This is a genomic window from Sulfuricella sp. (assembly GCA_041651995.1).
Classification (GTDB): domain Bacteria; phylum Pseudomonadota; class Gammaproteobacteria; order Burkholderiales; family Sulfuricellaceae; genus Sulfurimicrobium.
On record JBAZID010000001.1, the window covers coordinates 701,108 to 714,742 of the forward strand.

The following is a 13,635-nucleotide window of genomic DNA, read 5'->3' on the forward strand; positions in this document are numbered from 1 at the left end:
ACTGTCAACTGCCTCTTTCACAGCAAGACCCGCTCTATCCCGCCTGTTGAAGCCTTGCCGATGTAATCAGCCTGCCAGTTCTCGCCCAGCAGGTGGCGAGCCAGTTCCACCACGATATAGTCGGCCTCGATGCCTGTGTCATCATTATAGCGGGTCAGGCCTTGCAGGCAAGACGGGCAGGATGTCAGTATTTTCATTTTTGCGTCTGGCGCTGCCGCATGCAGTAGCGCCACATCCTTGTGCAGCTCCTCTTCCTTGCGGAAGCGGAGCTGGGTCGAGATGTCGGCACGTGCCACCGCCAGCGTGCCGGCCTCGCCGCAACAACGATCATTCAATTTGACCTCACTGCCCATCAGTTTGCTTGCCACGGCAATCGGGGAGTGGGTTTTCATCGGCGTATGGCAGGGGTCATGGTAGAGGTAGCGCTGGCCTGCAACGCCTTCCAGCTTGACGCCTTTCTCCATCAGGTACTCGTGGATGTCCAGCAGGCGGCAGCCGGGGAAAATCTTGCCGAACTGGTATTTCAGCAGCTGATCCATGCAGGTGCCGCAGGAGACGATCACGGTCTTGATGTCGAGGTAGTTCAGCGTATTGGCGACGCGATGGAACAGCACCCGGTTGGCGGTGGTGATTTCCTGCCCTTTTTCCTCGTTGCCGGAGGAGGTCTGAGGATAACCACAGCACAGGTAGCCCGGCGGCAAAACCGTCACGGCGCCGATCTCGAACAACATGGCCTGGGTGGCGAGGCCTACCTGGCTGAACAGGCGTTCCGAACCGCAGCCGGGGAAGTAGAACACGGCATCGGAATCCTCCGACAGCCTGGCGGGATTGCGGATGACTGGCACCATGCTGGCGTCTTCCAGCCCCAGCAGGGCGCGAGAGGTTTTTTTGGGCAGCCCGCCCGGCATCGGCTTGTTGATGAAGTGGATGACCTGGGCCGTGAGGGGGGGCTTGCCGAGCGTGGCTGGCGGATGCTGGGTCTGTGATTTGATCAGGCCAAAATGTTTGCCCACGGCATAACCCAGACGCTGCGCCTGGTAGCCCCAGGCTATCATGACTTTGCGAATGGCCTTGATGGTGGCCGGATCCGTGGCATTGAGGAAAAGCATCGAGGCAAAGGTGCCAGGATTGAATTTTTTCTTGTGCTGCATCCGCAGGAAGTTACGCATGGCGATGGAGACATCGCCGAAGTCGATGTCCACCGGACAGGGATTGAGGCACTTGTGGCAGACCGTGCAGTGGTCGGCGACATCGTTGAATTCGTCGAAATGCTGTAGTGAAATGCCCCGCCGGGTCTGTTCCTCATAGAGAAAAGCCTCGATCAGCAGCGAAGTGGCGAGGATCTTGTTGCGCGGGCTATACAAGAGGTTGGCACGTGGCACGTGGGTGCTGCAAACCGGTTTGCACTTGCCGCAGCGCAGGCAGTCCTTGATCGAATCGGCAATTTCGCCGATGGCGCTCTGTTCCATGATCAGCGACTCGGTCTCCAGCAGGCTGAAGCTGGGAGTGTAAGCATTGCGCAGGTCGGCGCCGGACAGAAGCTTGCCGCGGTTGAAGTGACCGTGCGGATCCACCTGTTGCTTGTAACTGGCGAATTTCTCGATCGTCGCGGCTTCGAGAAATTCCATTTTTGTCAGCCCGATGCCGTGTTCGCCAGAAATCACGCCGCCCAGTGATTGCGCCAGGCGCATGATGCGGGCCACCGCCTGGTTGGCGGCCTTGAGCATGTCATAGTTGTCGGAGTTGACTGGAATGTTGGTGTGTACGTTGCCATCGCCGGCGTGCATGTGCAGTGCCACGAACACCCGGCTTTTCAGGATCTGGCCATGAATGATGTCGCACTGTTCGAGAACCGGCTGGTATTCACGCCCGGTGAAAATGGTCTGCAATTCACGCCGGATCTCGCGCTTCCAGGAAACGCGCAGGGTATGGTCCTGCAGCAGTTCGAACACGGTGCGATGCTTGTATTCGGTTTCCGGCGGCTGGAATTTGAAACCCTCGATCGGCGCATCGAGATTGTTCAGCATTTCCTGCCAGCGTTTGCGCACTTCCTCCAGCATGTTGAGTGCACGCAAGCGCCGGTCTTCGGTCAGTTCCGGATCGGCGATGGTGTCCTCGTCCTGGAACAGCGGCAGATGACCCTTGAGAAAATGTTGCAACGCTTCGGCCAGTTGCAGCTTGTTGTGGGTGGAAAGCTCGATATTGATGCGTTCGATGCCATCGCAGTAATCGCCCATGCGCGGCAGGGGGATCACCACATCCTCGTTGATCTTGAAGGCATTGGTATGGGCAGCGATGGCGGCCGTGCGGGCGCGGTCGAGCCAGAATTTCTTGCGCGCGGCCGGGCTTACGGCAATGAAGCCCTCGCCGTTGCGGCCGTTGGCCAGCCTGACGATTTCCGACGCGGCCGCGCCGCAGGCGGCCTCGTCATCCGAGACGATGTCGGCCAGCAGCACCATTTTGGGACGTTTGGCACGGTTTGCCTTGGTGGCGTAGCCGACCGCCTTGAGGTAGCGTTCGTCGAGGTGCTCCAGCCCCGCCAGCAAGGCCTTGGGATGGGCGTCGATGTAATTCTTGATTTCCACGATGGCGGGCACCGCATCGCGTACCTGGCAGAAAAATTCCATGCACACGGTGCGGGTGTGTGCCGGCATGCGATGCAGGATGAATCTGGCCGAGGTGATGATGCCGTCGCAGCCTTCCTTCTGGATGCCCGGCAGGCCGCACAGGAATTTGTCGGTGACATCCTTGCCCAGCCCTGCCTTGCGGAAGCATTGCCCGGAGACGCAAAGGATTTCCGGCTCACCCAGCAGGGTTTTGCCATCGGGTGCGAAGCGGCTGATGCGGAAGCGGACCGATTCGGCATCGTGGATCTTGCCCAGGTTATGGTCGAGGCGTTCCACTTCCAGCCAGTTGGCATCGGGCGTCACCATGCGCCACCAGGCCAGGTTGTCGAGCGCCGTGCCCCACAGCACGGCCTTCTTGCCGCCCGCGTTCATGGCTACGTTGCCGCCGATGCACGAGGCGTCGGCCGAAGTCGGGTCCACCGCGAATACCTGCCCCGCCGCTTCCGCCGCTTCCATGACGCGCCGTGTCACCACGCCGGCGCCGCACAGGATGGTGGTGACCGGATCGGCCACGCCGGGCAGCGGGGCCAGCTCCACCGGGCCCAGCGCGTCCAGTTTCTCGGTGTTGATCACCGCAGTCAGAGGGTCGAGCGGAATGGCGCCGCCGGTGTAGCCGGTGCCGCCGCCGCGCGGAATCAGGGTCAGGCCGCAGGCAATGCAGGCCTCCACCAGCGGCGCGATCTCGCGCTCGGTATCGGGGTTGATCACCACGAAGGGGTATTCCACGCGCCAGTCGGTGGCATCGGTGACGTGAGAAACGCGCGCCAGGCCATCGAACTGGATGTTGTCGCGGCGGGTGTGGGGCAGGAGCCTGGCCAGCACCTTCTTGCGCAGCTTGCGGGTACGCTCGAAGCCGAGCTCGAATTCGTTGACCGCGCGGTGCGCCGCTTGCAGCAACTGCAATACCTTGACGTTGTCCTGACGGCGTTCTTCAATGGCTTTCAGACGGTGGCGCAATGCGCCGACCAGCGCTGTCTGGCGCTTCTTGTTGGCGAGCAGGTCGTCCTGCAGGTAAGGGTTGCGGTTGACCACCCACAGGTCGCCCAGCACTTCGAACAGCATACGTGCCGAACGGCCGGTCTTGCGTTTTGCGCGCAGGGCTTCCAGCACCTGCCACATGTCTTCTCCGAGAAAGCGAATGACGATTTCGCGGTCGGAAAAAGAAGTGTAGTTGTAGGGGATTTCGCGCAGGCGGGCGGTCATGGGATTTTGGAGCATGGCAAAAAATCAATTTTAACCCAAGCAGCAGCGGATGAGGCGGCCTATTTGCCTATGTTGCCAGCAGGGTTACCACCCCATAACGCGCGCCCTTGCCCAGCAGCATGAACAGGGCAGCGTGCCAGGGATTGATGCGCAGCCAGCCGGCGGCCACGCACAGGGCATCGCCAATCAATGGCGCCCAGGCCAGCAGCAATACCGGGCTGCCATGACGCCGCAGCCAGGCAACGCTGCGATGATGCTGGTCTCGCGGAAACAGCCGCCCCAGCAGGTATGAGGTCATGGCGCCGAGCGTATTGCCAATGGTGGCAGTCAACAAGGCCGGCCAGAGCAACTGCGGGTGCAGTTTGAGCAGTGCGAACAGAACGGCTTCGGAGCCCCCCGGCAAAACCGTGGCGCCGAGGAAGCTGGACAGGAAGAGCGTCCACAGGCCGGCCTCATCTCCCAGCAGGCGGGCAATAAATTGTTCCATGCGCGGCCGTTCAGGTCTGAATCAGCTTGCGATGGGTCTGAATACTCATCAGCGCCCCCATGCCGAACAGCAGCGTGACAATGGAAGTTCCGCCAAAACTCACCAGTGGCAGCGGCACGCCGACCACCGGCAGAATCCCGCTCACCATGCCGACATTGACGAAAGCGTAGGTGAAGAAAGTGAGCACGATGCTGCCGGCAAAAAGGCGGCCGAACAGGGTTGGGGCATTGGCGGCGATCACCATGCCGCGCCCGATAATGAGCAGATAGATCACGAGCAGGGCGAGGTTGCCGATCAGGCCGAATTCTTCCCCGAGAACCGCGAGGATGAAGTCGGTGTGCCTTTCCGGAAGGAATTCCAGATGGGTCTGGGTGCCGTGCAGCCAGCCTTTGCCCGGAAGCCCGCCGGAGCCCATGGCGATGGTGGATTGAATGATGTGGTAACCGGCGCCAAGCGGGTCCTGGGCGGGGTCGAGCAGGGTCAGCACGCGCTGGCGCTGGTAATCGTGCAACATGGACCATAGCAGCGGCATGCTGGCCAGGCCGGTGATGGCCAGGCCGATCATGACGCGCCAGGAAAGGCCGCCGAGGAACAGCACGTAAAAACCGGCGGCACTCACCAGCAGCGCCGTGCCGAGGTCGGGCTGCTTGGCGATGAAGGCCACCGGGATCAGCAGCAGGATGGCGGCAACGATGAAATCCTTGAAACGCAGCGAGGCGGCGTGACGGTCAAAATACCAGGCCAGCATCAACGGCACCGCGATTTTCATGATTTCCGACGGCTGGATGCGCGTCACCCCGATGTGCAGCCAGCGCCGCGCGCCGTGGCTGATGTCGCCAAACAGCGCCACGCCGAGCAGGAGCAACAGGCCGGCGGCATAGACTGGCCAGCCGAGCCGGGCCAGGTGCTGCGGCGGAATGTTGGCCACCACCCACATGACGCACAGCGCCACCGCGAAATTGACCAGCTGGCTGTTGACGCGTTGCCAGTCCTCTCCCGTCGCGCTGTACAGCACGACCAGGCCGAGCAGGACAAGCAGCCCGAGGGCCAGCAGCAAATAGGTATCAAGATGTGCGACCAGGCGGTTCAGGATGCGTCTAATCATGCTCAGCTCCCGGTTCGGCGGTATCCGTGACAGTTTCATCCTTGGGCAGCTTGCCGAGCAGGTAGTAATCCATCACCTTGCGTGCGATGGGCGCGGCTATGCTGCCGCCGTGGCCGCCGTTTTCCACCAGGATGGCGAGGGCGATGCGGGGGTTGTCGGCGGGTGCGAAAGCGATGAACAGCGCATGGTCGCGGTGGCGTTCGGAGACCTGGCTTTCCACGTATTTTTGCCCCTGTTTCATGCCGACCACCTGGGCAGTTCCGGTCTTGCCGGCAATCATGTATTCCGCACCCGCGCTGGCCTGTGCGGCCGTGCCGCCAGGGCGGGTGACATCCACCATGGCTGCGATCACGCGATCCAGATTTTCTTTCCTGAGCGGCATTGAATCCGTTGTTTCCGGCGCCAGGATGGTGGTCTGACCGGTTTTGCTGTCCAGGATGCTTCTCACCATGTGCGGGCGCATCAGCTGGCCGTTGTTTGCCAGGGCGGCGGTGGCGACCGCCAGTTGCAGCGGCGTGGACAGGTTGTAGCCCTGGCCAATGCCGACGCTGACCGTATCTCCGGTGTACCATTTTTGCTTGAAACGCTTCATTTTCCAGGCCTGGGATGGCAGAACACCGACTTGTTCGCCTTCAATATCGATGCCGGTTTTCCTGCCGAAACCGAAATGGCTCATGAAGCTGGTGATGTTGTCGATGCCCATATCCACTGCCAGGCCGTAGTAGTAGGTATCGCACGAAATAACAATGGATTTGTGCAGGTCCACCGTACCGTGGCCACCGGGTTTCCAGTCGCGGTAATGGTGGCTGCTGCCGGGCAGCATGTAATAGCCGGGGTCGGAGATGGTGTAGGAAGGGCTGCGCTTGTTGAGTTCCAGTGCCGCCAGGGCCATGAATGGCTTGAATGTCGAGCCGGGCGGATATTGGCCGCGCAGGGCGCGATTGTTGAGGGGCTTGTCGAGCGAATTATTGTAGGCTTCCCAGTTGGCGGTATCGATGCCGTCAACGAACAAATTAGGGTCGAAGCCGGGCTGGCTGACAAAGGCCAGGATTTCGCCGCTTTTCGGCTCGATTGCCACCAGCGCGCCACGGTATTTGCCGAAGGCCTTGATGGCCAGCGCCTGCAATTTGCTGTCAATGGATAGATAGAGCGTATTGCCGGAAATGGGCGGGGTGCGTGCCAGTGTCCGCACGGCACGGCCACCGGCATCGGTCTCGACCTGTTCGAAGCCGGTGGTGCCATGCAGATGCTTTTCGTAACTCTGCTCCAGGCCCTGCTTGCCAATGTGGTCGGTGCCACGGTAATTGGCAAGGAGGTCGTTTTCTTCCAGCTTTTCCATATCCCGGTCGCTGATGCGGCCAATATGGCCGACCACGTGTGAGAACAGATCCAGGTGGGGGTAGTGGCGGAACAGGCGGGCCTTGATTTCCACGCCGGGAAAGCGATAACGGTTGACTGCGAATTTTGCCACTTCCACTTCGCTCAGACGCGAGCGGATGGGCAGGCTCTCGAAGTTTTTGCTTTCTTCCAGCAGCTTTTTGAAGCGCCGCCGGTCGCGTGGCGTGATTTCGAGAATGCCTGCCAGTTCATTGATGGTTTTTTCCAGGCCATCCACCTTGCTTGGCGTGATCTCAAGGGTATAGGCAGAGTAATTATGCGCCAGCGGGACGCCATTCCGATCGAGAATCAGCCCACGGTTGGGGACGATCGGGACGATGGAAATGCGGTTGTTCTCCGCCAGGGTGTGAAAGTGCTCGTGCTGCATCACCTGCAGGTAAAACAATCGCGTCGCCAGCAGGGTGAAGGCAAGCAGCACGAAGCCCGCGGCCAGGGCCAGCCGCACCCGGAAGCGGTAAAGCTCGCGCTGGTTATCCCTGAGTTCCGTACCGGATTTCATGCCAAACAACATGGGCGATCAGGGCTCGATAATCATTGACAAGCCCTTACTTTTCGCTGCCGCGCGAGCTGGTATAGGTCACATCGGGCAGGTGTCTGTGCTTCATCGCCAGATGGATCAACAGGCTGACTAGGGGCCAGAGCAGCGCACCCGTGATGCTGGCGAGAAAATACCCCCAGCCGATAAAGGCCGCGCCGGAGAGCAGATGCGTCAACAGGACCAGCACCTGGCTGACCAGCAATAACAGAAAGACATGCAATGCCTGCGGCCACAGGTTGAAAGCCTGGATGCGCCGGTGCAGGGCGAGGGTGAGAAAGATGGCAAGGGTATAGGCCAACGCATACTGGCCTAGCAACGCGCCATCGGCGACGTCCATCACCAGGCCGAGCCCCCAGGCTGCGGCCATGCCAATGCGCAGCGGCTGATGCACGGCCCAGTAGAGCAGCAACAGGAGCACAAAATCCGGGCGCAGCAACAGGGCAATCCCCTGCCATGGCAAAATATCCAGCATCAGCGCGGCAAACAGCGTCATGGCAATGAACTGGCCACTGGGCGGACGTGCCAGGGTGGGCGCACCGGTCATGTTATTTTGCCTCCTTGCCGTTTTTTTCTGCTTCGGGCGCAGTGGCCGGCGGCAATTCGCCCGCGGAAATGATCAGCAGGCTGCGGTAGCGGTCCATGCCGGCGCTCGGCGTGCAGGTGATTTTGGCGAAGGGGTAACCCGCATTGCGCTCGATCTGGCTCACCACCGCGACCGGCACGCCGCGCGGATAGGTGCCGTCAATTCCGGAAGTGACGAGCTGGTCACCATTCTGGATGTCCATGTTGACCGGCATGAAGGCCAGTTCCAGCGCGTTGTCCTGGCCATGACCAAAGGCGATGGCTCGCACCCCGTTGCGCACCACTTCCACCGGAACGGCCTGGCCCTTGTCGGTGACCAGGGTGATTTCGCTGCTCAGCATCTGGACGCGGGTAACCTGGCCGACCAGCCCCCTGGCGTCGATCACCGCCTGGCCAGCCTGAACCCCGGCAGAGCTGCCCTTGTCGGTAATGATTCTGCGGCTGAACGGGTCGCGCCCGGCACTCATCACCTCAGCCGTGGTGGCTCGATGGGTCAGGCTCTCGCGGGTCGAAAGCAGGCTGCGCAGGTGGGCGTTTTCGGCCAGCAACGACTGGTTGCGCTGCAATTGCATGGCATTGACAAGTTGCTGCTGCCGCAGGCGGGTGTTTTCGTCCGCCAGCTGGCTTTGCGTGACGAAAAACTCGCTGGCGCGGCGCGACAGGGTAAGCGGGCTGTTGGCGATCTGCTGTAGCGGATGAAGCGCCAGGCCAACCCCCTGGCGCAACAGGGCCAACTGGTTGAAATATGCGTCGGTAGCCATCAGAAGAATGGCAAGCAGGCCGAAAAATGCCAGCCTTACGACAGGGCTGGGGCCACGCTTGAAAAAGGGTTGGTGATCCATGGCGAAAAGCTGTCAGCAGTCAGTAAGTAGGTTGGGTTAGCGGCGGCCAGCCGCGTAACCCGACATCTGCCCTTCCCGGGTTGCGCTGCGCTTAACCCAGGCTACCAACTCAATCATTCGTGAACACGGTGCCGAGCTTGTCCATTTCTTCCAGCGCACGTCCGGATCCGCGCACCACGCAGGTCAGCGGGTCTTCTGCAACCACCACCGGCAAGCCGGTTTCTTCCATCAGCAGACGGTCGAGGTCACGCAGCAGCGCGCCGCCGCCGGTCAGTACCATGCCCTTGTCGGCAATATCCGCGCCCAGCTCGGGGGGGGTCTGCTCCAGCGCCTGCTTGACTGCGCTGACGATCTGATTGAGCGGGTCGGTCAGCGCTTCAAGCACTTCATTGCTGGAAATGGTGAAGCTGCGCGGAATGCCTTCCGCCAGATTGCGGCCCTTGACTTCCATCTCACGCACTTCCGATGCCGGGAAGGCGGAGCCAATCTGTTTCTTGATCATCTCGGCGGTGGCATCGCCGATCAGCATGCCGTAGTTGCGGCGGATGTAGTTGATGATGGATTCGTCGAACTTGTCGCCGCCGACGCGCACGGAGGATGCGTAAACCACGCCGCCGAGGGAAATGACGCCCACTTCGGTGGTGCCGCCGCCGATGTCCACCACCATGGAGCCGGTGGCTTCGGCCACGGGCAGGTCGGCGCCGATTGCGGCAGCCATCGGTTCCTCGATCAGGTACACCTGGCGTGCGCCGGCGCCGATTGCGGATTCGCGGATGGCGCGGCGTTCAACCTGGGTCGAGCCGCAGGGCACGCAGATGATGATGCGCGGGCTGGGCGAGAGCATGCGCGAATCATGGATTTTCTTGATGAAGTACTTCAGCATCTGTTCGGTGATGGTGAAGTCCGCAATCACGCCATCCTTCATCGGGCGAATGGCGGTAATGGAGCCGGGGGTGCGACCGATCATCAGCTTGGCTTCGGCGCCAACGGCCTGGATGGTTTTTTTGCCGCTCGGGCCGCCTTCCTGGCGGATGGCGACTACGGAAGGTTCGTCCAGCACGATGCCTTTGCCGCGTACGTAAATCAGGGTGTTGGCAGTACCCAGGTCAATTGCCAGATCAGTGGAAAAATAGCCGCGTAGGAATCCAAACATAACAATGTGTCTCGTGTCTCGGGAGGTCTTTAGAGGTGCTTCGGTAAAATGAATTATGATAACCTATTAAGTTGGTTAAATTAAGTTTCACCGGAGTGAATTTTATGTCATTGACGCTGGACGATGTAAAACGCATTGCTCACCTGGCCCGAATCGAGGTCAGCGAGGGCGAGGCGCAGGCATATCTTGCACAGCTTGCCAGTATTTTTGGGCTGGTGGAGGAAATGCAGGCAGTGGATACCCGCGGCATCGAGCCCATGGCCCATGCCCAGGACGTGGTGCTGCGCCTGCGCGAGGATGTGGTGAGCGAAGCCAATCGCCGTGATGCCTACCAGGCGGTCGCGCCACAGGTGGAAGCGGGGCTGTATCTGGTTCCCAAGGTTATTGAATAATTCGTGAGGAGTTAGGGGTGAGGGGTGAGGCGTGGAAGAGGGACCGATGTCCCCTCACCCCTCACCCCTCACCCCTCACCAGCAAAATGTTGAATACAAGTCTTAAAGAACTCTCCGGCCTGCTGGCCGATAAAAAGATCTCCAGTGTCGAGCTGACGCAAACCTTCCTGAAGCGCATCGATGAGCTGAATCCCGCGCTCAATGCCTTCATTACCGTGGATGCGGATAAAAGCCTGGCCCAGGCGCGCGCCGCGGATGAGCGCATCGCGGCGGGCAAGGCTGATTTGTTGACCGGCATCCCGTTTGCGCAGAAGGATATTTTCTGCGCCCGGGACTGGCTTTCCACCTGCGGCTCGAAAATGCTGGCCAATTTTTCCGCGCCTTACGACGCCCATGTGATCGAGCAGTTCAATCGCGCCGGCGCGGTGAACCTGGGCAAGACCAACATGGACGAATTTGCCATGGGTTCGAGCAACGAAACATCCTTCTTCGGCAAGGTGAAAAATCCGTGGGACGCGAGCCGGGTGCCCGGCGGCAGTTCCGGCGGCTCCGCGGCGGCGGTGGCGGCGCGCCTGTGCCCGGCGGCGACCGGCACCGACACCGGCGGTTCCATCCGCCAGCCCGCGGCGCTGAACGGCATCACCGGCCTCAAGCCGACCTATGGCACGGTGTCGCGCTACGGCATGATCGCCTTCGCCTCCTCGCTCGACCAGGCCGGCCCCATGGCCCGGAGCGCCGAGGACTGCGCCCTGATGATGAATGTCATGGCCGGCTTCGATAGCCGCGATTCCACCAGCCTGGAACGGGAAAAGGAAGACTACACCCGCGATCTGACGCAACCCCTCAAGGGCCTGAGAATCGGCCTGCCCAAGGAATATTTCGCCGAGGGCCTGGCTGCGGACGTGGCCAGGGCGGTGGAAGCGGCGCTGGACGAATACCGCAAGCTGGGTGCCGAAACGGTCGAAATCAGCCTGCCCAATACCCGTCTTTCCATTCCGGTGTATTACGTGCTGGCCCCGGCCGAGGCTTCCTCCAACCTGGCGCGCTACGACGGCGTGCGTTACGGCTACCGTGCGCCGGACTACGGCGACCTCACCGACATGTACCAGAAAAGCCGCGCCCAGGGCTTCGGCGCCGAGGTCAAGCGGCGCATCATGATCGGCACCTATGTGCTTTCCGCCGGTTATTACGATGCCTATTACATCCAGGCGCAGAAACTGCGCCGCCTGATCGCGCAGGATTTCGAGGCGGCCTTCCGGCAGTGCGACGTGATCATGGGGCCGACCGCGCCGACCACCGCATTCAAGCTGGGCGAAAAGAGCGACGACCCGGTTTCCATGTATTTGTCGGATATATACACCATCGCCGTGAACCTGGCCGGCCTGCCCGGCATGTCCGTCCCCTGCGGCTTCGGAGACGGCGGCCTGCCGGTGGGCTTGCAGATTGTGGGCAATTATTTTGCCGAGGCGAAAATGCTGAATGTGGCGCATCAGTATCAGTTGGCGACGGACTGGCACAAGCGGCTGCCGCCGCTTGGTGAGGGGTTAGGGGAGAGGGGTTAGGCGTATGACTATCCGGTTTTTCCTCCTCACCCCTCACTCCTTACCCCTAACGAGGTTTTAATCATGCAATGGGAAGTCGTAATCGGGCTGGAAACGCATGCCCAGTTGAATACCGTCACCAAGATTTTTTCCGGCGCGGCCACCGCCTATGGCGCCGAGCCCAATACCCAGGCGTGTGCCGTGGATCTGGCGCTGCCGGGGGTGTTGCCGGTATTCAATCGTGTGGCAGCGGAAAAAGCGGTCAAATTTGGCCTGGCCGTCGGCGCGCGCATCAACCGCAAGTCGGTTTTTGAGCGCAAGAATTATTTCTACCCGGATCTGCCCAAGGGCTACCAGACCACCCAGCTCGAACTGCCCATTGTGGCCGAAGGCGGGACACTGCGCATCCAGGTAGGCGATTACGAAAAAGACATCCGCATTACCCGCGCCCACATGGAGGAAGACGCCGGCAAGTCGCTGCACGAGGATTTCCACGGCATGACCGGCATCGACCTCAACCGTGCCGGTACGCCGCTGATCGAGATCGTCACCGAGCCCGACATGCGCAGCAGCGCGGAAGCGGTGGCCTACGCCAAGACGCTGCATTCCCTGGTGCGCTGGATCGGCATCTGCGACGGCAACATGCAGGAAGGCTCGTTCCGCTGCGACGCCAACGTCTCGGTGCGCCTCAAGGGCACGGAGACGCTGGGCACGCGCTGCGAAATCAAGAACCTCAACTCCTTCAAGTTCCTGGAAAAGGCCATCGATTACGAAGTCCGGCGCCAGATCGAGCTGATCGAGGACGGCGGCCGGGTGGTGCAGGAAACCCGCCTCTACGACCCGGACCGCGACGAGACCCGCTCCATGCGCTCCAAGGAAGAGGCCAACGACTATCGCTATTTCCCCGATCCCGATCTGCTGCCGCTGGTGATCAGCGATGCCTATATCGAAGATGTGCGCGGCATCCTGCCGGAGCTGCCGCAGGCCAAACGCGAACGCTTCATGAGCGAATACAGCCTGCCCACCTATGATGCCGGAGTGATGACCTCATCACGCGAACTGGCCGACTACTTCGAGGCGACAGCCAAAGCCTTTGGGGGCGAATCCAAGCTGGCGGCCAACTGGATCATGGGCGACCTTTCCGCCGCACTCAACAAGGAAGGCAAGGATATCGACGCCAGCCCCATTTCAAGCAACCAGCTGGCCGGTCTGCTGCAGCGCATCCAGGACAGCACCATTTCCGGGAAAATCGCCAAGGAAGTGTTTGCCGCGATGTGGAACGGCGAGGGCGAGGCGGATGCCGTCATCGAGGCCAAAGGGCTGAAACAGGTTTCCGACAGCGGCGCGATCGAGAAGATCATCGACGAGATCATCCATGCCAATCCGGGCCAGGTGGCCGAGTACCGCTCGGGCAAGGACAAGCTGTTCGGCTTTTTCGTCGGCCAGGCGATGAAGGCCAGCAAGGGCAAGGCCAATCCGGCGCAGCTGAATGAGCTACTGAAGCAGAAACTGGCCGGCTGAATTCGAGTTCCGGAATAATCCTATAAAAAGCGGTTAACCACGGAGTTCACGGAGAACACGGAGTAAAAACCATGGATTGCATGATGTTTGGCATTCACCCGTCGGGTGAGACCCATAAATGACCGCAAACTGCCTTTGCGAGTTGGGCGACAAGTCGCCCATCCCTGCCTACCCCGCTTCTCCGTGTTCTCCGTGCCCTCCGTGGTTATCGAACTGAGGTTTCCAGGATAAAAAAGGGGGCCAGTG

10 protein-coding genes are annotated in these 13,635 nt (G+C 60.8%); 3 read left to right on the plus strand and 7 right to left on the minus strand.

Annotation, left to right across the window (positions count from 1 at the left end; translation table 11 throughout):
• Positions 1 to 17: 17 nt before the first annotated feature.
• The 7 genes from WC392_03355 to WC392_03385 all read right to left on the minus strand — a co-directional run bounded on the left by WC392_03355 (position 18) and on the right by WC392_03385 (position 9,935).
• Positions 18 to 3,830 carry an FAD/FMN-binding oxidoreductase gene (locus WC392_03355; GenBank protein ID MFA5241395.1) on the minus strand — a complete coding sequence of 1,271 codons (3,813 nt, stop codon included), beginning with the start codon at positions 3,828 to 3,830 and terminating at the stop codon, positions 18 to 20.
• Positions 3,831 to 3,897: 67 nt separating this feature from the next.
• Positions 3,898 to 4,317 carry a YqaA family protein gene (locus tag WC392_03360; protein ID MFA5241396.1) on the minus strand — a complete coding sequence of 140 codons (420 nt, stop codon included), beginning with the start codon at positions 4,315 to 4,317 and terminating at the stop codon, positions 3,898 to 3,900.
• Positions 4,318 to 4,327: 10 nt separating this feature from the next.
• Positions 4,328 to 5,422, minus strand: coding sequence for a rod shape-determining protein RodA (gene rodA, locus WC392_03365; protein ID MFA5241397.1), 1,095 nt, complete (start codon positions 5,420 to 5,422; stop codon positions 4,328 to 4,330).
• On the minus strand, positions 5,415 to 7,319 hold the full coding sequence (gene mrdA, locus WC392_03370) for a penicillin-binding protein 2 (protein MFA5241398.1): 1,905 nt from the start codon (positions 7,317 to 7,319) through the stop codon (positions 5,415 to 5,417). The genes rodA and mrdA overlap by 8 nt, the downstream gene beginning before the upstream one ends.
• Positions 7,320 to 7,365: 46 nt before the next feature.
• Positions 7,366 to 7,902: a rod shape-determining protein MreD gene (gene mreD / locus WC392_03375; GenBank protein ID MFA5241399.1), complete on the minus strand. Its 537-nt coding sequence runs from the start codon at positions 7,900 to 7,902 to the stop codon at positions 7,366 to 7,368.
• Position 7,903: 1 nt separating this feature from the next.
• On the minus strand, positions 7,904 to 8,782 hold the full coding sequence (gene mreC / locus WC392_03380) for a rod shape-determining protein MreC (protein MFA5241400.1): 879 nt from the start codon (positions 8,780 to 8,782) through the stop codon (positions 7,904 to 7,906).
• A 109-nt stretch (positions 8,783 to 8,891) separates the two neighbouring features.
• On the minus strand, positions 8,892 to 9,935 hold the full coding sequence (locus WC392_03385; GenBank protein MFA5241401.1) for a rod shape-determining protein: 1,044 nt from the start codon (positions 9,933 to 9,935) through the stop codon (positions 8,892 to 8,894).
• A 104-nt stretch (positions 9,936 to 10,039) separates the two neighbouring features.
• Here WC392_03385 and gatC point away from each other — a divergent pair, with 104 nt between their 5' ends.
• The 3 genes from gatC to gatB all read left to right on the plus strand — a co-directional run bounded on the left by gatC (position 10,040) and on the right by gatB (position 13,389).
• Entirely contained in the window at positions 10,040 to 10,327 is a 288-nt protein-coding gene (gatC, locus tag WC392_03390; protein ID MFA5241402.1) for an Asp-tRNA(Asn)/Glu-tRNA(Gln) amidotransferase subunit GatC, read from the plus strand.
• Between the two features lie 86 nt (positions 10,328 to 10,413).
• Positions 10,414 to 11,889: an Asp-tRNA(Asn)/Glu-tRNA(Gln) amidotransferase subunit GatA gene (gene gatA / locus WC392_03395; GenBank protein ID MFA5241403.1), complete on the plus strand. Its 1,476-nt coding sequence runs from the start codon at positions 10,414 to 10,416 to the stop codon at positions 11,887 to 11,889.
• A gap of 63 nt (positions 11,890 to 11,952) precedes the next feature.
• On the plus strand, positions 11,953 to 13,389 hold the full coding sequence (gatB, locus tag WC392_03400; GenBank protein MFA5241404.1) for an Asp-tRNA(Asn)/Glu-tRNA(Gln) amidotransferase subunit GatB: 1,437 nt from the start codon (positions 11,953 to 11,955) through the stop codon (positions 13,387 to 13,389).
• The last annotated feature ends 246 nt before the right edge of the window (positions 13,390 to 13,635 follow it).

What these genes read in the sequence shown, in the direction of transcription:
- gatA (MFA5241403.1), top strand. Translation starts at nt 10,414, where the DNA reads ATGTTGAATACAAGTCTTAAAGAACTCTCCGGCCTGCTGGCCGATAAA.
- WC392_03360 (MFA5241396.1), bottom strand. Translation starts at nt 4,317, where the DNA reads ATGGAACAATTTATTGCCCGCCTGCTGGGAGATGAGGCCGGCCTGTGG.
- mrdA (MFA5241398.1), bottom strand. Translation starts at nt 7,319, where the DNA reads ATGAAATCCGGTACGGAACTCAGGGATAACCAGCGCGAGCTTTACCGC.
- mreD (MFA5241399.1), bottom strand. Translation starts at nt 7,902, where the DNA reads ATGACCGGTGCGCCCACCCTGGCACGTCCGCCCAGTGGCCAGTTCATT.
- rodA (MFA5241397.1), bottom strand. Translation starts at nt 5,422, where the DNA reads ATGATTAGACGCATCCTGAACCGCCTGGTCGCACATCTTGATACCTAT.
- gatB (MFA5241404.1), top strand. Translation starts at nt 11,953, where the DNA reads ATGCAATGGGAAGTCGTAATCGGGCTGGAAACGCATGCCCAGTTGAAT.
- gatC (MFA5241402.1), top strand. Translation starts at nt 10,040, where the DNA reads ATGTCATTGACGCTGGACGATGTAAAACGCATTGCTCACCTGGCCCGA.
- mreC (MFA5241400.1), bottom strand. Translation starts at nt 8,782, where the DNA reads ATGGATCACCAACCCTTTTTCAAGCGTGGCCCCAGCCCTGTCGTAAGG.
- WC392_03355 (MFA5241395.1), bottom strand. Translation starts at nt 3,830, where the DNA reads ATGACCGCCCGCCTGCGCGAAATCCCCTACAACTACACTTCTTTTTCC.
- WC392_03385 (MFA5241401.1), bottom strand. Translation starts at nt 9,935, where the DNA reads ATGTTTGGATTCCTACGCGGCTATTTTTCCACTGATCTGGCAATTGAC.